Raw genomic sequence first — 17,536 nt, 5'->3', positions numbered from 1 at the left:
TCCTTGGTCCTGTGCGTTCTTTATGTCGTGCTGATGTATCGACTCGATACATCCAGACGATAGAGGGGTCACCTGGGCGGAACAAGTGGGGGGATGGTGAACGGCATCACATCACCGAATCGTTCTCATCAACCTGACTGATTTGGAGTGAATTTCAACACTGGGGAGGTTTTGGCCGTGCGTAGTCTGTGCGGCATGCAGACTGCCGGGAACCGTGGGCCGATATCTGGCGTCCCTGTCCTCGGTGTAGTGCGGCTCGCGCCTCAGGAGCGGGTCGCGCATCGGGGGGACCTGAAGACAACTGCCGCCTTCAGGCGACGAGAAAGCGCGCCTGCCCGAGGAGTATTCGTTCCATGAGCGAGCACCGTCGCAAACCGCCACAGCCGCAGAGTGGCGGACGTGCCGCGGCCCGACGCGCCGCACAGCAGCCACCGGGGCGTCGTACCGCCCCTCCGCGTGGCTCCGCTGCCGGTCCTGCCTCCCACTCCGAGCCGACCGGGCAAGAGCCCCGGCAAGGAGGTCGTGCCGAGGCCCGTAGAGCTGCCCAGCGCAGCGGTCGCCGACGCGAGTCCGATGCCGCTGCGGTGGCTGCCGGTGAGGGCGCCGGCGGCCGTGGTGGTGGTGGCCGGCGCGGTAGTGGCGGCGGCGGCCCCGAGGGAGGCCGGGGACGCGGCCGCGGCAGCGGAAAGCCTGCCAAGAAGCGTCTGATCGACTACCCGCGTGCCAACCGCGTCGGGTGGCGCCGCTTTGTGCCCTCCTGGAAACAGGTCGCCACCATGAGCGTCGGTTTCATAGGGCTGATCGTGGGTGCCTCCGGCGTCGCGCTGGCCTTGGTGCACGTTCCCAACGAGAGCCTGGCCGCCAAGTCGCAGAACAACGTCTACCTCTGGGCCAATGGCAAGGTCATGGCGCGTGACGGTGAGACGAACCGGCAGAACGTCACGATCAACGAGATTCCGCGCTCGATGCAGAATGCCGCGATTGCTGCGGAGAACGCGTCGTTCAAGACGGACTCGGGTGTGGACCCGATGGGCATCGCACGTGCGGTGTTCAACATGGCCAAGGGTGGCGAGACCCAGGGTGGCTCGACCATCACTCAGCAGTACGTGAAGAACGCGATGCTGAGTCAGCAGCAGACCCTTGACCGCAAGTTCAAGGAACTGTTCATCGCGATCAAGGTCGGCTGGTCGAAGAGCAAGGACGAGATCCTTCAGGGGTATCTGAACACCAGCTACTACGGTCGTGGGGCCTACGGGATCCAGGCAGCGGCTCAGGCGTACTACGGAGTGGACGCCGCCAAGCTGGACGCGAACCAGAGCGCCTTCCTGGCCACTGTGCTCAAGGGTGCGGACCTGTATGACCCCGCGGGCGGCACCAGCCCGGGAGCCACGCGGGCGGCAAATACCGCGCGTGCCAAGGCGCGGTGGTCCTGGATCCTCGACCGTGAGGTCGATAACCACCTCTTGTCGAAGGCCCAGCGGAACAAGTTCCGACAGCACTTCCCCACGCCACATCTGCCGAAGCCGGTGGCCAGCAAGAGCGGCCAGATCGGCTACATGATGGACACCGCGAAGAAGTACGTGCTGAAGCACGCGGGTCTCAGCGAGGCCCAGTTCGACAAGGGCGGCTACACGATCCGGACGACCTTCGACGCGCATAAGACCAATGAGCTCGAGGGCGCGGTCAAGAAGGTCAACAAGCGCTATATCGACCCGAAGAAGCGCGCAAAGGACAAATACGTCCAGTTCGGTGGCGCCTCCGTGGTGCCGGGAGACGGCAAGATCGTCGCCCTGTACGGCGGCGAGGGCTACGACAAGGGACACTTCAGCAACAACGCCGACACCTTCGGTGTGCCGGTCGGCTCGACCTGGAAGCCGTTCGTGCTCGCAGCGGGGATGAAGTACGGAACGAGCAGGAGTGACGGGCCGATCTCACCGGACAGCCGTTACAACGGCAATGACCACCTCAAGGTGAAGAATGCCGACGGCAGCTACGTCACGAAGCGGGACAACTCGCCCTTCTACCAGGAGAACGAGAGTAATCACCGCTGGGGCTACATCCCCTTGACCAAGGCGATGGAACAGTCCGTCAACACTCCCTTCGTGCAGCTCGGCATGGATGTCGGGATGCCCAAGGTCCGGGAAATGGCGCACTCCGCGGGTATCGCGTCGGCCAGCTTCGACAAGAACCTGAACCCGTCCTTTGCGCTGGGTACCTCCACACCGAGCGCGATTCGTATGGCCGATGCCTATGCGACGTTCGCCCAATCGGGAACGAAGGTGGAGCCCTACTCGGTGACCAAGGTGACGTTCGAGGGTGAAGACCTGGGGGGCTTCGACAAGCCCAAGCAAGAGACGGCGATGGATTCCAACATCGCCAACAACGTGACCAAGGTGCTGCAGAACGTCATCAAGAACGGCACGGGCAAGTTGGCCAGTCGGCTGCACATGCCGGCGGCGGGCAAGACGGGTACCACCGACGAGAACAAGTCGGCCTGGTTCGTCGGCTACACCAGGCAGCTTTCGACGTCCGTCACCATGTTCCGTGAGGACGCCAAGAATCCGCGTCAGCTGTCCATGAACGGTGTCGGTGGTTTCGACTCGATCCACGGTGGTGCACTGCCCACAGAGGTGTGGACCGAGTACATGCTGCAGGCGATGAACGGCGTCACGGGGGAGCCTTTCCCGCCTGCCACGCCCATCGGGCGACGGGTGGACGAGGCCGGCATGCCGTCTCCGACGCCGACCCCCACGCCGTCGGACACGCCGTCGGACACTCCGTCGGGGACTCCCAGCGACTCCGCTTCCCCGTCGAACTCGCCCAGCCCGACCCCGACAGACACCTGCTCTCCTTGGGACATCAACTGCAAGAACAGTGGTGGAACCGGTAACGGCGGTGGCACCGGAGGAGGCCCTGGCGGGCCGGGTGGCCCGGGCGGTGGCACCGGAGGCACGAGTCCGACGCCTGACCCGACGGACGCGAACGGTGGTGGAGGCTTGTTCGGCGGCCCTAGCGGCTGACCGACCGTTTCACGTGAAACGGTCGAATGTTTCACGTGAAACGCAGAGCCATGAAGCCCCCGCCCGGCTCGACCGGGCGGGGGCTTCATCGTCTTCTGCACGGAGTTGTACGGCAAGATGGGCCCATGACGAGCGTGGGACGGGACGAGTCGGTACGGCCGACGCGGCGGGATGAGGTGGCGGCGGCCGGCAGCGAGCTGATCGGCGGGCCGATCGGCCGACGCGCACTGCTCGGGACGCACTGGCTGACGCCGGTGAGGATCATCGCGCTCGTCGCCATCGGCATGTTCGCCCTGGGGATGGTGCAGAAGCTGCCCTGCTACAACGGTGGCTGGTTCTTCGGTGCCACCAGTCAGTACACCCACGCCTGCTACTCCGATATCCCCCATCTCTATGCGGGGCGGGGCTTCGCCGATGGGCTGATCCCGTATTTCGACCGGCTGCCCGGCGATATGGAGTATCTCGAGTACCCCGTGCTCACCGGCGTCTTCATGGAGGTCGCCTCCTGGATGACACCGCACGGCGGGGGAATCCAGCACCGCGAACAGATCTACTGGCTGGTCAACGCCGGCATGCTGATGATCTGCGCCGCTGTCGTCGCGGTGTGCGTGACCCGCACCCACCGGCGGCGCCCCTGGGACGGCCTCCTCGTCGCCCTGGCGCCGGCCGCCGCCCTCACCGCCACCATCAACTGGGATCTGCTGGCGGTCGCCCTGACCGCCGCCGGGATGCTGATGTGGTCACGCAGCCGCCCGCTGGCGGCCGGTGTCCTCATCGGGCTGGCTACCGCGGCGAAGCTGTACCCGGTGCTGTTGCTGGGCCCGCTGCTGGTGCTGTGCTGGCGGGCGGGGGCCTGGCGCGCGTACGGGAGGGCGGTGGCCGGCGCCGTGGCGTCCTGGTTGGTGGTGAACCTGCCGGTGATGATCACGCACGATGGCGCGGGGTTTCACATCCGGGAAGGCTGGGCGAAGTTCTACACGTTCAGCCAGGAGCGGCCCATCGACTTCGGATCGCTCTGGCTCCTGATCTCGCAGCGGACCGGCAACCCCCTGGAGAACGCGAACACCTATGCCACGCTGCTGATGATCCTGGGCTGTGGCGCGATCGGCCTGCTGAGCCTCTATGCGCCGCGCCGGCCACGCTTCGCACAGCTGGCGTTCCTCGTCGTCGCGCTGTTCATCCTCACCAACAAGGTCTACTCGCCGCAGTACGTCCTGTGGCTGACCCCGCTCGCCGTGCTGGCCCGGCCGCGCTGGCGGGACTTCCTGATCTGGCAGGCCTGCGAGGTCATGTACTTCCTGGGGATCTGGACCTACCTCGCCTACACGGGTAACGGCGACAAGCACCAAGGCCTGCCGCTGGAGGGCTACCAGTTGGCCATCGTGCTGCACCTCCTGGGCACCCTCTATCTGTGCGCGGTCGTCGTACGGGACATTCTGCTGCCGGAGCGCGACGTGGTCCGCAGGGACGGAGACGACGACCCTTCGGGCGGAGTCCTGGACCGCAGCCCCGATGTCTTCGTGCTCGGTCGCCGGGCATACCACCGCCCCCGGCACGCGGTGCAGTTCGAGGGGGCGCCGCAGGTGCGCTGGGGCGCCGTACGGGAATGAGCCGGCACCGGCCCGTCCATGCACCGGGCCCGGTGTCGCAGAGAACGTCTGTGGCACCGGGCCCTTGGCGTGTGTCCGAGCTGGGGTGCGGCCGGCTCAGCGGTCCATGATGCGGTCGAACTGCGTGGTGGTGTGCCGCAGATGGGCCACCAGTTCCTCCCCGACCTGCGGCTCCGGTGCGTCGCTCGGCACGAACAGGATCGACACCTGCATGTGCGGCGGCTCCGCGAACCAGCGCTGCTTCCCGGCCCATACGTACGGGGCGAGGTTGCGGTTGACGGTTGCCAGGCCGGCCCGGGCCACGCCCTTGGCGCGCGGCATCACTCCGTGCAGTGCCTTGGGCGACTCCAGGCCGACACCGTGCGAGGTGCCGCCGGCCACCACGACCAAGTAGCCGTCGGAGGCGGCCTTCTGCTGGCGGTAGCCGAAGCGCTCGCCCTTGGCGACCCGGGTGACATCGAGCACCGAGCCGCGGTACTCGGTGGCCTCATGGTCGCCGAGCCACAGCCGCGTACCGATCCGCGCGCGGAACCGTGTCTGGGGGAACTGCTGCTGGAGACGGGCGAGTTCATCGGCCTTGAGGTGGCTGACGAACATGGTGTGCAGCGGGAGGCGGGCGGCGCGGAGCCGGTCCATCCAGCCGATGACCTCCTCGACCGCGTCGGACCCGTCGGTGCGGTCCAGCGGCAGGTGCAACGCGAAGCCTTCGAGCCGGATGTCCTCGATGGCCGCGGCCAGCTTCGGCAGATCCTCCGGCTTGACGCCATGGCGCTTCATGCTGCTCATGACCTCGATGACGACCCGGGCGCCGACCAGGCCACCCACGCCCTCGACCGAGGAGACCGAGCGGATCGCCCGGTCGGGCAGCGGCACCGGCTCCTCGCCGTGGCGGAACGGCGTCAGGACGAGCAGATCGCCGCTGAAGAAGTCCTTGATACGGGCCGCTTCGTAGGTCGTGCCGACTGCCAGGATGTCGGCACCCAGGCGGGTCGCCTCGTCGGCGAGGCGCTCATGGCCGAAGCCGTATCCATTGCCTTTGCAGACCGGGACCAGCCCGGGGAACTGCTGGAGAACGCTCTGCTGATGCGCCCGCCAGCGCGCGGTGTCGACGTAGAGGGTGAGCGCCATGGCCGGGCCCGGAACCTTTCTCGTGGCTGGGGTGTGTCAGGAGTACGGACGGTGCGGTGAAGCGGTCAGCGGCGCGACATATACATGTCGAGCGCCTTGTGCAGCAGCTTGTTGAGCGGGAAGTCCCACTCTCCGAGGTACTCCGCTGCCTGCCCACCCGTGCCGACCTTGAACTGGATCAGGCCGAAGAGATGGTCGTTCTCGTCCAGCGAGTCGCTGATGCCGCGGAGGTCGTAGACCGAAGCGCCGAGCGCGTAGGAGTCCTGCAGCATCTTCCACTGCATCGCGTTCGAGGGCCGGACCTCACGCTTGTGGTTGGCGGAGGCGCCGTAGGAGTACCAGACGTGGCCACCGACGATCAGCATCGTGGCCGCCGCGACGTTCTCGCCCTCGTGGCGGGCGAAGTAGAGCCGCATGCGGTTGGGGTCCTCGGAGTTGAGGGCCGTCCACATACGCTGGAAGTAGCCCAGCGGCCGCGGGCGGAAGTGGTCACGCTCCGCGGTGATCTCGTAGAGCCGCTGCCACTCGGCCAGCTCCTCGTAGCTGCCCTGGACGACCTCGACCCCGGCCTTTTCGGCCTTCTTGATGTTGCGGCGCCACAGCTGGTTGAAGCCCTTGTGGACCTCCTCCAGCGAGCGGTCGGCCAGCGGCACCTGGAAGACATAGCGGGGCTGCACATCGCCGAAGCCGGCGCCGCCGTCCTCGCCCTGCTGCCAGCCCATGCGCCGCAGACGGTCGGCCACCTCGAAGGCGCGTGGCTCGATGTGGCTCGCCTCGACGTCCCGCAGGCGCTTGACGTCCGGGCTCTGGATGCCGGACTTGATCGCGGCGGAGTCCCAGCGGCGGATGATCACCGGCGGGCCCATCTTCACGGAGAAGGCGCCCTTCTGCTTGAGGTGGCTGAGCATCGGCTGCAGCCAGTCCTCAAGGTTCGGTGCGAACCAGTTGATGACCGGACCCTCGGGCAGATAGGCGAGGTAGCGCTTGATCTTGGGCAGCTGGCGGTAGAGCACCAGACCCGCGCCGACCAGCTCGCCGCTCGCGTCGAACCAGCCCAGGCTCTCCGAGCGCCATTCGGCCTTGACGTCTGCCCAGGCAGGGACCTGCATGTGGCTGGCCGCGGGCAGACTCTGGATATATGCCAGATGCTGCTCTCGGCTGATGGTCCTCAGGGTCAGGCTCATGCGGGGCGCTCCTCGGCAGGTGTGTCCCCTTGGTCGGGGCTCCGGCTCTCGCGCCGAAGCCTACTGTGACCGGGGAGCGCCCCGTCTGGGCCATACGGGCCGGGGCCCCGTATGCCGCAGTGGCTAGCCGATAATGCCGCCGAAGAGGCCACCGTGAGCCAGGCCGAGGTAGAAGCCGACGGCCGCTGCCCCGAGGCCGATGATCAACAGGAAGCGTTCACCTGTCGTCGACGAGATGAACTGTCCCCACAGGCCGGTGCCGATTCCGATCAGACCGACCCAGGAACTGACCAGGTGCAGGCTGGGAGAGAGCGTGGTGAAGACCGCGATCGCGCCGAGAACCACGGTCACGATGGCGATGGTGTTCTCGACGGGATGGTCCTTGCCGTCGCTGTTGAGAAGCGAGAGCAGACTGCGCTGGGTCCGTGCTGCCTGTGCCATGCGGCACCTCCGATGACAGGGCGGCGCACTGTAACGCCGCTCACACCCGTTGTGTTCCAGATTGAGGGGTGGAGCGGGCGGATTTCAACCGGAAGGCTTCAGGCGGGTACTCTGTACGGTCTGCGCCCATGTCTGTCCGGATGACCGGACGGGCTCGGTGCGGAACGCATACGACCCTCCTGCCACGGAACGACCGTGGCCGCTGAGTCCAAAGGAGGTGGGTTCTACATGCGTCACTACGAGGTGATGGTCATCCTCGACCCCGATCTCGAGGAGCGCGCTGTCTCCCCGCTGATCGAGAACTTCCTCTCCGTCGTCCGTGAGGGCAACGGAAAGGTCGAGAAGGTCGACACCTGGGGCCGTCGTCGTCTCTCTTACGAGATCAAGAAGAAGCCCGAGGGCATCTACTCGGTCATCGACCTGCAGGCCGAGCCTGCGGTCGTCAAGGAGCTCGACCGTCAGATGAACCTGAATGAGTCGGTCCTCCGGACCAAGGTCCTTCGTCCCGAGACCCACTGAGCGCGTAAGCGTCCAGCGGTAACCGGGTCCGAGTAGCAGCAACACCAGCAGCCAGCAGCACACCCGCCGAGAGGTTCCCCTAATGGCAGGCGAGACCGTCATCACGGTCGTCGGCAATCTTGTCGACGACCCCGAGCTGCGCTTCACCCCGTCCGGTGCGGCGGTCGCGAAGTTCCGCGTCGCGTCCACTCCCCGCACCTTCGACCGTCAGACCAATGAGTGGAAGGACGGCGAGAGCCTGTTCCTGACCTGCTCGGTGTGGCGTCAGGCGGCGGAGAACGTCGCCGAGTCCCTGACGCGGGGTACCCGCGTGGTCGTCCAGGGCCGCCTCAAGCAGCGGTCGTACGAGGACCGCGAGGGCGTGAAGCGCACGGTCTACGAGCTCGACGTCGAGGAAGTCGGCGCGAGCCTGAAGAACGCCACGGCCAAGATCACCAAGACCAGTGGTCGCGGTGGCCAGGGCGGTGGCGGCTTCGGCGGCGGTCAGCAGGGCGGTGGCCAGGGTGGCGGCGGCTGGGGCGGCGGCCCCGGCGGCGGTCAGCAGCAGGGCGGCGGCGGTGCTCCCGCCGACGACCCGTGGGCGACCAACGGTCCTGCCGGCGGCGGTCAGCAGGCTGGCGGCGGCGGTGGCGGTGGCTGGGGCGGTAGCTCCGGCGGTGGCTACTCGGACGAGCCGCCCTTCTAGGTCCGTACAGCTGGTTCGACTCCGCGCTGTTTCACGTGAAACAGCGCCGTGAGGCGGCCAGGGGCCTTGAGGGCGTCAGCACAAACTTCTTGAACTCATTGGAGAGAGATAATGGCGAAGCCGCCTGCTCGCAAGCCTAAGAAGAAGGTTTGCGTGTTCTGCAAGGAGAAGATCTCCTATGTGGACTACAAGGACACGAACCTGCTGCGGAAGTTCATCTCCGACCGCGGCAAGATCCGTGCCCGCCGGGTCACCGGCAACTGCACTCAGCACCAGCGTGACGTCGCCACGGCCGTGAAGAACAGCCGTGAGATGGCGCTGCTGCCCTACACGTCCACCGCGCGATAAGGGAAGGGTGACCGAATCATGAAGATCATCCTCACCCACGAGGTCTCCGGCCTCGGCACCGCCGGCGACGTCGTTGACGTCAAGGACGGGTACGCCCGTAACTACCTGGTCCCGCGTGGTTTCGCGATCCGCTGGACCAAGGGTGGCGAGAAGGACGTCGAGCAGATCCGTCGCGGTCGCAAGATCCGCGAGATCGCCACGATCGAGCAGGCCAACGAGGTCAAGGGCCGGCTTGAGGGCGTCAACGTGAAGCTGGCCGTTCGCGCCGGCGACGCGGGCCGCCTGTTCGGCTCCGTCACCCCGGCCGACGTCGCCTCGGCGATCAAGGCCGCCGGTGGTCCGGACGTCGACAAGCGTCGTGTCGAGCTCGGCTCGCCGATCAAGACCCTGGGCGCGCACCAGGTCTCCGTGCGTCTGCACGCCGAGGTCGTTGCGAAGCTCGGCGTCGAGGTCGTCGCCGCGTAATCGCCGCACCACGCCGAAGGGCCGCATCCCGTCACCGGGGTGCGGCCCTTCGCCGCGTCCGGGGCGCCGACGGTCCGCTGTCAGTCCTCGTCCTGGGCGCGCCTGTAGAGCTTGGCGACGTCGTCGTCGAAGTACGCGGCGTAGGAGACATCGTCTTGGTCGCCGCCGCCTTCATGGCCGCCGAGAACACCGATGACCGTGCCGGTGTGGCTCTTGGGGTCGTAGTCGGCCAGCCAGGGACTGCCGCTCGTCCCGCCCTCGAAGTCGGTGCACTGGATGCGCAGCTGGGTGTCGCTGTACTTCGTGGTGCGGTTCTGGCAGGAGATCGGGGTGTTACGGCTGGTCGGATAGCCGGTGATCTTGACCTCGTTGTCGAAGCCACGGTCGATGCCGAGGGTGTTGCCGCCCAGGACGTCCTGGATCTGCTTGCCGTCCTTCTTGTCGAGCACGAGGAAGGCGACGTCGAGATCCTCGTCCTGCGACTTGGCCCAGCGGTCGTCGACGACCACCTTCTTGACCTTCCAGAGGCCGGTGGGCTCCTTGCCATCGCGGTAGTCGGGGGCGAAGACGAGATCGTCCACCGTCGTCCCGGCGTCTGCGTCGAAGGCACAGTGCGCCGCCGTGATCAGCATGTTCCGGCCCGGGCTCTGCACCACGCTCGCCGAACAGAAGTGGTCGCCGGAGTCGTCCTTCTCGAAGACCGCGCCGACCCGGGCGTTCTGCTCGGTTCTGCGCGGGGTGTACGCACTGCCGTCATCGGCCGGGGCCGTCGCGGCGGGATCCTGGTCCTGGGGATCGTGGTCGGCCTCGCCGGACTTGCCGAAGCTGCTGTGACCGCTGACGTCGCTGCTGCTCGTATCGGCTTCCTCCGAGGCGTAGCCCACCACGGCAGCAGCCACGATGACGACGAACGTCAGCGGCAGCACGGACTTCCTGGCAAGCGAGCGCACACGGTCATTATTGACATGCGCTGGTGTTGCGGGAGGTGGTTCAGCGGGAGGCCCCGGTCACAATCCACCGGCCCGACCGGGTGCGCAGCCACAGAGTCAGCATGCGGACGGTCATCATCAGCGCCATTGCCCACCACAGCGCCACCAGTCCGCCGCCCAGGGCAGGTACGGCCAGCGCGGCCGGAGCGAACAGCGCCAGCGTCACGACCATGGCCCAGGCGAGATACGGGCCGTCCCCGGCGCCCATCAGCACGCCGTCGAGGATGAAGACGATGCCGGAGACCGGCTGTGTCACGGCCACGACCAGGAGAGTGCTCAGCAGCGGGCCCTGCACGGCGGGGTCGGAGGTGAACAGGGGGATGAACAGGGGGCGGGCGAGCGCGACCAGCACACCGAGGACCAGGCCGGAGGCGATGCCCCACTGGACCATGCGGCGGCAGGCGGCCCTGGCACCGTCGCGGTCCTCCGCACCGAGGTAGCGGCCTATGATGGCCTGCCCGGCGATGGCGATGGCGTCCAGCGCGAAGGCCAGCAGGGACCACAGCGTGAGCACGATCTGGTGGGCGGCGACCTCGGCGTCACCGAGCCGGGCGGCGACGGCGGTGGCGATCATCAGCACAGCGCGCAGCGAGAGCGTACGGACCAGCAGCGGGACGCCGGCCTGAGCCGAGGCACGGATGCCCGCGGTGTCGGGGTGCAGCGAGGCGCCATGCCGTCGTGCACCGCGGATGACCACGGCGAGATAGACGGCGGCCATGCCGCACTGGGCGATGACCGTGCCCCAGGCGGAGCCCGCGATGCCGAGCCCGGCGCCGTAGACCAGGCAGACGTTGAGCGCGGCGTTGACGGAGAAGCCGCTGATGGCGACATAGAGCGGGGTCCTGGTGTCCTGGAGCCCGCGGAGCAAGCCGGTGGCGGCCAGCACGACGAGCATCGCGGGGATGCCGAGCGCGCTGATGCGCAGATAGGTCGTGGCGTGCGGGGCGGCGGTGGCGGAGGCTCCGAAGGCCTCGACGAGCCAGGGGGCCGTGGGCAGGAAGGCCGCGATGACGGCGGCGCCGAGCAGCAGGGCGAGCCAGATACCGTCCATGCCCTGGCGGATGGCGGCGGGGAGGTCGCCGGCGCCGACCCTGCGGGCGACCGCTGCGGTGGTGGCGTAGGCAAGGAAGACGAAGACGGAGACGGCGGTGGTGAGCAGGGCGGCGGCGACGCCGAGACCGGCGAGCTGGGGAGTGCCGAGGTGGCCGATGACGGCGCTGTCGACCATGACGAAGAGAGGTTCCGCGACCAGTGCGCCGAACGCGGGCAGGGCGAGGGCGATGATCTCGCGGTCATGGCGGCGGTCGGTGCGCCGCGGTGTCGCGGGAGCCTGGGTCATGCGCTCTAAGGTAATCGTCCACAGGTAAGAGATGCAAACCCCTTGCAGTCCTTACTTTCCGCTGTGCGGAGTTACCTTCCCCGTGCCGTTTGTCGCGATCTTGAGCCGCTTGCGGAAGTTTTTCTTCCCCACAGCCTATGGATGAGAAAACTGCAGGTCAGGCGAGTGAGGGCGGGGTGATTGTGTGCTTGTCCACAGAAGTTTCCCCCGTGCCGTGCACAGGATCCGGGGACTTCTCCACAGCTGTAGGCCAGTCATCCACATGGCCTGTGGATAACCAGATTGGCGGACGGTGCCCACGGGCCTACCGTGGTCCGGCACCCGCCGCCTGTTCCGGCCTGAGAAATCGTCCGAACTCGACGCGCCGTAACCGGAGTCGGGCGTCTCGATTGTCAGAGCTGTGCCGTAAGAAAGAACCGCACAGCAAGGTCCGCGCCGCGGACGGGAGGAGGTGCCGGGGTGAGCATTCCCGAGCCCATGGAAGACCCCTGGGCGGACTCCGGTCCCAGCGACCTGCTGCCGGCCGCCCGCTCCCGACGGGGCGAGGGCAAGGGACGCGGCCGCGGCGACCGCCAGGAACGCGATGACGACGGCGGCTCCTGGGCAGGCGGGTTCGAGCGCGTCCCGCCACAGGACCTGGATGCCGAGCAGTCCGTGCTCGGCGGCATGCTGCTGTCCAAGGACGCGATCGCGGATGTCGTCGAGGTCCTCAAGGGCGAGGACTTCTACCGTCCCGCCCATGAGCTGGTCTTCCAGGCAATTCTCGATCTCTACGCCAAGGGGGAGCCCGCCGACCCGATCACCATCGCCGCGGAACTGACCAAGCGCGGCGAGATCGCGAGGGTCGGCGGCGCCTCGTATCTCCACACCCTCGTCCAGTCCGTACCGACCGCCGCGAACGCCGAGTACTACGCCGAGATCGTCCATGAGCGTGCGGTGCTGCGCCGGCTGGTCGAGGCCGGCACCCGCATCACGCAGATGGGATACGCCGCCGACGGCGATGTCGACGAGATCGTCAACAGCGCCCAGGCGGAGATCTACGCCGTCACCGAGCAGCGGACCAGTGAGGACTACCTCCCGCTCGGCGACATCATGGAGGGCGCCCTCGACGAGATCGAGGCGATCGGCTCACGCCAGGGCCAGATGACGGGCGTGCCGACGGGCTTCACCGACCTGGATTCGCTGACGAACGGCCTGCACCCCGGCCAGATGATCGTGATCGCGGCCCGTCCCGCCATGGGTAAGTCGACCCTGGCACTGGACTTCGCGCGGGCCTGCTCGATCAAGAGCAACCTGCCGAGCGTGATCTTCTCGCTGGAAATGGGGCGCAACGAGATCGCGATGCGTCTGCTGTCCGCCGAGGCACGGGTCGCGCTGCATCACATGCGCTCCGGCAGCATGACGGACGAGGACTGGACGCGGCTGGCGCGCCGGATGCCGGATGTCTCCGCCGCGCCGCTGTTCATCGATGATTCGCCGAACCTGTCGATGATGGAGATCCGCGCGAAGTGCCGCCGGCTCAAGCAGCGCAACGAACTGAAGCTGGTGGTCATCGACTATCTCCAGCTGATGCAGTCCGGCGGTTCGAAGCGCGCCGAGAGCCGCCAGCAGGAGGTCTCGGACATGTCCCGAAACCTCAAGCTGCTGGCGAAGGAGCTGGAGCTCCCGGTCATCGCGCTCTCCCAGCTGAACCGTGGCCCCGAGCAGCGCACGGACAAGAAGCCGATGGTCTCCGACCTCCGTGAATCCGGTTCGATCGAGCAGGACGCCGACATGGTCATCCTGCTGCACCGCGAGGACGCCTACGAGAAGGAGTCCCCGCGCGCCGGCGAGGCCGACCTGATCGTGGCCAAGCACCGTAACGGCCCCACGGCGACGATCACGGTCGCGTTCCAGGGCCACTACTCGCGGTTTGTGGACATGGCGCAGACGTGAGCGGGGCGTCTGTAGTTTCTCAGGTTTCGTGTCGGATTCTCAGGACTGATGTCGGATCAGCGTCGGATGCGACACCGTGCTGAGAACCCCAGGCCGTGGGCTATCGCGTGTTTGGGTTAAGCCGCGAAGGTGTGCCCCCGTCGACGTGTCGACGGGGGCATCGTGCTGTTGATGGCAGTTCGACCTGGAGGTGGGGATGAAGGCGGAGGTCTGCTTCCGGCGGCTGCCTTTTCGATGAGCTCGGTCTGGAAGTCCTCGGGCGACGCCTTGAGGCGCATCCGATCGAGTGCCGGGTTGCCGAGCCGCGTTCACCGACTGGCGGTCACCGATTGGCGGTCAGCACTGCCGCGAGGCCTTCTTGCAGGTCCTCGACAAAGTACTCGGGAACCTCCAGCGACGGGAAGTGTCCCCCGTTTTCGGGCGAGCCCCATCGGACGATCTGTCGGTACCGCTCCTGTGCCCAGGGGCGGGGACACTTCTCGACGTCGCGGGGATACGCAGTGATTGCTGCCGGGACGTCGACCCGGAGTTCGGGGTCCAGCGAGTTGTGGCTCTCGTAGTAGATGCGGGCGGCCGACGCGCCGGACCGCGTCAGCCAATACAGGGTGACGTTGTCGAGAACGCGGTCTCTGGAAATCGTTTCGAACGGGCTGTCTTCGGTGTCCGACCATTCGGCGAACTTGTCGAGGATCCAGGCGAGAAGCCCGACCGGTGAGTCGACGAGCGAGTAGCCGATGGTCTGCGGTCGGGTCGCCTGCTGCTTCGCGTACGCCGCGCGGTGGCGCCAGAAGTCACGGGTTTCCTCGGCCCATTGGCGCTCGGTCGCCGTCAGCCCGTCCGTTGTCAATCCGGGCGGGCCCTCCGCGAACGTGGTGTGGATGCCGAGGACGTGCGCCGGGAACCTGCCGCCGAGGACCGTGGTGATATTGCCTCCCCAGTCGCCACCGTGGGCCGCGAACCGGCGGTAGCCGAGCCTGCCCATCAGTTCCACCCAGGCGGCCGCGATCCTTTCGGTTCCCCAGCCGGTGGTGGCCGGCTTGTCGCTGTAACCGAAGCCCGGCAGCGACGGGACCACGACGTGGAACGCCGGCGCGTCCGCATTGTTCGGATCCGCCAGCTCGTCCACGACGTCGATGAACCGGGCAATGCTGTCCGGCCAGCCGTGCGTCAGAAGCAGAGGAGTGGCATCCGCCCGCGCTGATCGGCGGTGCAGGAAGTGGATTCCCAGACCGTCAATGGTCGTGCGGAACTGGCCGATCCGGTTGAGGCGCTCCTCGAACGACCGCCAGTTGTACCCGGTGCGCCAGTAGTCCACGACGTCGACGAGGTCGGCGAGAGGAACGCCCTGTCCCCACCGGCGGGGGCCGGGTGGGGCGCGATGGACGGTCTCGGCCTCCGGTAGCCGCGCCGCGGCCAGTCGCGCGCGCAGATCGTCGAGGTCGGCGTCAGTTGCGTGGGCTTCAAATGCCTGCACGTCGCTGGTTGGACGGGGCATGGGACCTCCTGGCCATCGCGGAACCGGCTACGACTTATCGTGAACCGGCTATGGCGGTTCTACTATGCCTTCATGTCTGCGTGCAACCAGCTAAGGTGGTTCCATGTGTGCTGGGTTCCCTGACTTTCGCCTCGGTACCGTGCTGGCGACCAGCTTCACGGGGACTCTGTCGGAGCGTTATGGCGATGCTGTGGAGCGCATTCCCACGCCGCACCGACTCGTCGACTGGCTGGCGGTGTACGGCCTCGCCGTGGACTCCTGCACCACCGCCCAGCTCGAACTGGCTCGGGGACTGAGGGAGTCGATTCACGCCGCCGCGACAGCGGCCGCGATCCAGGACGCTCTCCCTGCGTCCGCTGTCCAAGTCATCAATGACTGCAGCGCTCAGGGTCGGGCGGCGGCGGTCCTGACGCCCGAGGGCAAGCGGCGATGGGGGCTCAGCTCGGCTTCCTGCGTGGAAGATGCCCTCAGCGTGATCGCCGCCGACGCGATCAGCATCATCGCAGGCGAACGAGACGGAAAATTGGCCTTGTGTGCATCACCGACCTGCCAAGCCGCCTTCTTCGACACCAGCCAAAGTCGCACTCGCAAATGGTGTGACATGAACACGTGTGGGAATCGTCAGAAGAAAGCGCGCTTCAATGCCAACCAGCGCAAAAAACCCAGATCAGCGGAGTGATCGTTACCTCGGTACATCCAAGTGGGCCCCACGCCTGCGACGAAAACCTCGCCCCTCGAACCTGCCGCCTCCTGATGGTCCTGGACGGAGACGACCTGGTGGGCTGGATCAACATACGTCGCGACACCTTCGCCCACATCACCCACTGGGGAACCCTCCAGCACGTCCAAACCCGCACCGACAGGCGCGGGCAGGGCATTGGCATCGCCCTGATGAAGGAAGCCACACTGTCGCTCGTGACGGGATGGGTCTTGAGCAGCTACACCTGGCTGCACGTGCCGGGGTTGGCTGGAGACCTTGTACGGACGGCTCGGGTGGAAGGAAATCGGGCGCTGGCCGGGAGCTCTTCGACTCGGACCCGGTGACGACCGCAATGAGGTCCTCATGTTCCTCGAACTCGGGGCTGAGGAAATGACACGTTCCTGAGACAGAAGCCCAGCGACACGGACTGAGACAACGAGAAGAGCCGCAGGTCACAGAACCGTCGCCTGACAGCGAAGTTGAGAACCTACGGCGTCAGCGGCGCGGAGCGCGTGAAGGCCGTAACCGCCGGCTCCTCGAATCCAGCGGGATACAGCTGGTCGACGGCTTCGTGGAGTTCGGCGCGCCTCCGGTGAGGTACTCCGTGGGCGTTCAGGGTTCCGTGCCCGCCGGTGAGGTCTCACCGACGGGTGCCGTCGACGGTGAAGGAACCGCCGAGAGTGGGCTCGCCCGCGGGAGACGTCGTCAGGGGGCGACGGACAGGACGATCTTGCCGGTGGTGCGGCCGGTCTCGCCGAGGGTGTGCGCCTTTGCGGCCTCCTCAAGAGGTACGACGGTGTCGACGGTGACCCGCAGCTTTCCGCTGTCCACCAGGTCGGCGATGGCCTGCAGCCCGGCCCGGTCGGGCTCGACGAGCAGGAACCCCGCGCGGACCTGTGCCTCGCGCGCCTGCGCCACCGGGAACGAGTCGTCCAGCGGCAGGATCGACACCAGCGTGCCGCCGGGGCGCAGAGTGCGCAGCGAGCGGGCGCCGTAGTCGCCGCTGATGGTGTCGAGAACGATGTCGATGTCGCGCACCGTCTCCGCGAAGTCCTGCTGGGTGTAGTCGATGAGTTCGTCGGCGCCCAGGCCGCGCAGGAAGTCGTGCTTGGCCTGCCGGGCGGTGCCGATCACATACGCGCCGCGGGCCTTGGCGATCTGCACGGCCAGATGACCGACTCCGCCCGCCGCGGCGTGGATCAGCACCCGCGCGCCGGGCTGGATCTTTGCGGTGTCGACCAGGGCCTGCCAGGCAGTGAGCGACGCCAGCGGGAGGGCGGCGCCCTGGACGTGATCCAGGCTCGCAGGGAGAGGGGCGAAGTGTCGCGCCGGGGCGGTGACGTACTCCGCGTAGGCCCCGGCGGGGTGCGGGAAGCGGGGCATGCCGAAGACCTTGTCGCCCGGCGCGAAGAGGGTCACGCCGGGACCGACCGCCTCGACCACGCCGGAGACATCGAAGCCCAGGGTGAACGGGGGCTCGGCGCCGGTGAGGAACTCGCCCTGCTCGCGCGTCTTCCAGTCGGTCGGATTGACGCCCGCGGCGTGCACCCGGACCAGGATCTCCGTAGGGCCGGGCACCGGCCGGTCGGTGGTGATCACCTTGAGGACATCGGGGCCTCCGGCGGTGTCCTGGCTGACGGCGCGCATCTGCGGGGTCCGGGTCTCGGACATGGTGTCT

Annotated in this window: 16 protein-coding genes; 9 read left to right on the top strand and 7 right to left on the bottom strand. The window is 67.2% G+C overall.

Going from position 1 to position 17,536, the window contains the following annotated elements; translation table 11 throughout:
* Positions 1-353 precede the first annotated feature (353 nt).
* The gene (locus ACGFWI_RS03860; protein ID WP_393904285.1) at positions 354-3,020 is read left to right on the top strand and encodes a transglycosylase domain-containing protein; all 2,667 of its coding nucleotides are present in this window, start codon (positions 354-356) and stop codon (positions 3,018-3,020) included.
* Positions 3,021-3,145: 125 nt separating this feature from the next.
* A complete protein-coding gene (locus ACGFWI_RS03855) occupies positions 3,146-4,630 on the top strand; it encodes a glycosyltransferase family 87 protein (RefSeq protein ID WP_393904284.1) in 1,485 nt (494 codons plus the stop codon).
* Between the two features lie 96 nt (positions 4,631-4,726).
* Here ACGFWI_RS03855 and ACGFWI_RS03850 read toward each other — a convergent pair whose 3' ends face one another.
* The 3 genes from ACGFWI_RS03850 to ACGFWI_RS03840 all read right to left on the bottom strand — a co-directional run bounded on the left by ACGFWI_RS03850 (position 4,727) and on the right by ACGFWI_RS03840 (position 7,383).
* Positions 4,727-5,758 carry an alanine racemase gene (locus tag ACGFWI_RS03850; RefSeq protein ID WP_393904283.1) on the bottom strand — a complete coding sequence of 344 codons (1,032 nt, stop codon included), beginning with the start codon at positions 5,756-5,758 and terminating at the stop codon, positions 4,727-4,729.
* Between the two features lie 65 nt (positions 5,759-5,823).
* Complete coding sequence (locus ACGFWI_RS03845) at positions 5,824-6,942, bottom strand: lipid II:glycine glycyltransferase FemX (RefSeq protein WP_393904282.1); 1,119 nt, start codon at positions 6,940-6,942, stop codon at positions 5,824-5,826.
* Between the two features lie 123 nt (positions 6,943-7,065).
* Positions 7,066-7,383 (bottom strand): hypothetical protein, encoded by a 318-nt coding sequence (locus ACGFWI_RS03840; protein WP_393904281.1) that lies wholly within the window; start codon positions 7,381-7,383, stop codon positions 7,066-7,068.
* A 228-nt stretch (positions 7,384-7,611) separates the two neighbouring features.
* Here ACGFWI_RS03840 and rpsF point away from each other — a divergent pair, with 228 nt between their 5' ends.
* The 4 genes from rpsF to rplI all read left to right on the top strand — a co-directional run bounded on the left by rpsF (position 7,612) and on the right by rplI (position 9,400).
* The gene (gene rpsF / locus ACGFWI_RS03835) at positions 7,612-7,902 is read left to right on the top strand and encodes a 30S ribosomal protein S6 (RefSeq protein ID WP_006604399.1); all 291 of its coding nucleotides are present in this window, start codon (positions 7,612-7,614) and stop codon (positions 7,900-7,902) included.
* Between the two features lie 82 nt (positions 7,903-7,984).
* The gene (locus ACGFWI_RS03830; RefSeq protein WP_393904280.1) at positions 7,985-8,587 is read left to right on the top strand and encodes a single-stranded DNA-binding protein; all 603 of its coding nucleotides are present in this window, start codon (positions 7,985-7,987) and stop codon (positions 8,585-8,587) included.
* Positions 8,588-8,698: 111 nt separating this feature from the next.
* On the top strand, positions 8,699-8,935 hold the full coding sequence (gene rpsR, locus ACGFWI_RS03825; RefSeq protein WP_003978893.1) for a 30S ribosomal protein S18: 237 nt from the start codon (positions 8,699-8,701) through the stop codon (positions 8,933-8,935).
* A gap of 18 nt (positions 8,936-8,953) precedes the next feature.
* Positions 8,954-9,400: a 50S ribosomal protein L9 gene (gene rplI, locus ACGFWI_RS03820; protein WP_393893019.1), complete on the top strand. Its 447-nt coding sequence runs from the start codon at positions 8,954-8,956 to the stop codon at positions 9,398-9,400.
* An 80-nt stretch (positions 9,401-9,480) separates the two neighbouring features.
* Here rplI and ACGFWI_RS03815 read toward each other — a convergent pair whose 3' ends face one another.
* Both ACGFWI_RS03815 and ACGFWI_RS03810 read right to left on the bottom strand, forming a co-directional pair.
* Positions 9,481-10,350 (bottom strand): trypsin-like serine peptidase, encoded by an 870-nt coding sequence (locus ACGFWI_RS03815; RefSeq protein ID WP_393904279.1) that lies wholly within the window; start codon positions 10,348-10,350, stop codon positions 9,481-9,483.
* A gap of 40 nt (positions 10,351-10,390) precedes the next feature.
* The gene (locus ACGFWI_RS03810; RefSeq protein WP_393904278.1) at positions 10,391-11,728 is read right to left on the bottom strand and encodes an MATE family efflux transporter; all 1,338 of its coding nucleotides are present in this window, start codon (positions 11,726-11,728) and stop codon (positions 10,391-10,393) included.
* 477 nt (positions 11,729-12,205) lie between these two features.
* Between ACGFWI_RS03810 and dnaB the strand changes: the two genes are divergently transcribed.
* Positions 12,206-13,663, top strand: a complete 1,458-nt coding sequence (dnaB, locus tag ACGFWI_RS03805; protein ID WP_393904367.1) for a replicative DNA helicase — start codon at positions 12,206-12,208, stop codon at positions 13,661-13,663.
* A gap of 322 nt (positions 13,664-13,985) precedes the next feature.
* Here dnaB and ACGFWI_RS03800 read toward each other — a convergent pair whose 3' ends face one another.
* Positions 13,986-15,158, bottom strand: a complete 1,173-nt coding sequence (locus ACGFWI_RS03800) for an epoxide hydrolase family protein (RefSeq protein WP_393904277.1) — start codon at positions 15,156-15,158, stop codon at positions 13,986-13,988.
* Between the two features lie 103 nt (positions 15,159-15,261).
* On the opposite strand from ACGFWI_RS03800, the gene ACGFWI_RS03795 reads away from it, so the two are divergent.
* Complete coding sequence (locus ACGFWI_RS03795; protein WP_393904276.1) at positions 15,262-15,837, top strand: CGNR zinc finger domain-containing protein; 576 nt, start codon at positions 15,262-15,264, stop codon at positions 15,835-15,837.
* Positions 15,838-15,911: 74 nt separating this feature from the next.
* Positions 15,912-16,202, top strand: a complete 291-nt coding sequence (locus ACGFWI_RS03790; protein WP_393904275.1) for a hypothetical protein — start codon at positions 15,912-15,914, stop codon at positions 16,200-16,202.
* 361 nt (positions 16,203-16,563) lie between these two features.
* Here the strand turns inward: ACGFWI_RS03790 and ACGFWI_RS03785 are convergent, their stop codons facing one another.
* On the bottom strand, positions 16,564-17,529 hold the full coding sequence (locus ACGFWI_RS03785) for an NADP-dependent oxidoreductase (RefSeq protein ID WP_393904274.1): 966 nt from the start codon (positions 17,527-17,529) through the stop codon (positions 16,564-16,566).
* Between the last annotated feature and the right edge of the window lie 7 nt (positions 17,530-17,536).

The sequence above is a fragment of the Streptomyces sp. NPDC048434 genome (assembly GCF_043200375.1).
Lineage (GTDB): Bacteria > Actinomycetota > Actinomycetes > Streptomycetales > Streptomycetaceae > Streptomyces.
This window is presented reverse-complemented; position numbering and strand designations above follow the sequence as displayed.

Coding starts and splice junctions, on each gene's coding strand:
- ACGFWI_RS03860 (WP_393904285.1), top strand. CDS start 354: ATGAGCGAGCACCGTCGCAAACCGCCACAGCCGCAGAGTGGCGGACGT.
- ACGFWI_RS03855 (WP_393904284.1), top strand. CDS start 3,146: ATGACGAGCGTGGGACGGGACGAGTCGGTACGGCCGACGCGGCGGGAT.
- ACGFWI_RS03850 (WP_393904283.1), bottom strand. CDS start 5,758: ATGGCGCTCACCCTCTACGTCGACACCGCGCGCTGGCGGGCGCATCAG.
- ACGFWI_RS03845 (WP_393904282.1), bottom strand. CDS start 6,942: ATGAGCCTGACCCTGAGGACCATCAGCCGAGAGCAGCATCTGGCATAT.
- ACGFWI_RS03840 (WP_393904281.1), bottom strand. CDS start 7,383: ATGGCACAGGCAGCACGGACCCAGCGCAGTCTGCTCTCGCTTCTCAAC.
- rpsF (WP_006604399.1), top strand. CDS start 7,612: ATGCGTCACTACGAGGTGATGGTCATCCTCGACCCCGATCTCGAGGAG.
- ACGFWI_RS03830 (WP_393904280.1), top strand. CDS start 7,985: ATGGCAGGCGAGACCGTCATCACGGTCGTCGGCAATCTTGTCGACGAC.
- rpsR (WP_003978893.1), top strand. CDS start 8,699: ATGGCGAAGCCGCCTGCTCGCAAGCCTAAGAAGAAGGTTTGCGTGTTC.
- rplI (WP_393893019.1), top strand. CDS start 8,954: ATGAAGATCATCCTCACCCACGAGGTCTCCGGCCTCGGCACCGCCGGC.
- ACGFWI_RS03810 (WP_393904278.1), bottom strand. CDS start 11,728: ATGACCCAGGCTCCCGCGACACCGCGGCGCACCGACCGCCGCCATGAC.
- dnaB (WP_393904367.1), top strand. CDS start 12,206: ATGGAAGACCCCTGGGCGGACTCCGGTCCCAGCGACCTGCTGCCGGCC.
- ACGFWI_RS03800 (WP_393904277.1), bottom strand. CDS start 15,158: ATGCCCCGTCCAACCAGCGACGTGCAGGCATTTGAAGCCCACGCAACT.
- ACGFWI_RS03795 (WP_393904276.1), top strand. CDS start 15,262: ATGTGTGCTGGGTTCCCTGACTTTCGCCTCGGTACCGTGCTGGCGACC.
- ACGFWI_RS03790 (WP_393904275.1), top strand. CDS start 15,912: ATGGTCCTGGACGGAGACGACCTGGTGGGCTGGATCAACATACGTCGC.
- ACGFWI_RS03785 (WP_393904274.1), bottom strand. CDS start 17,529: ATGTCCGAGACCCGGACCCCGCAGATGCGCGCCGTCAGCCAGGACACC.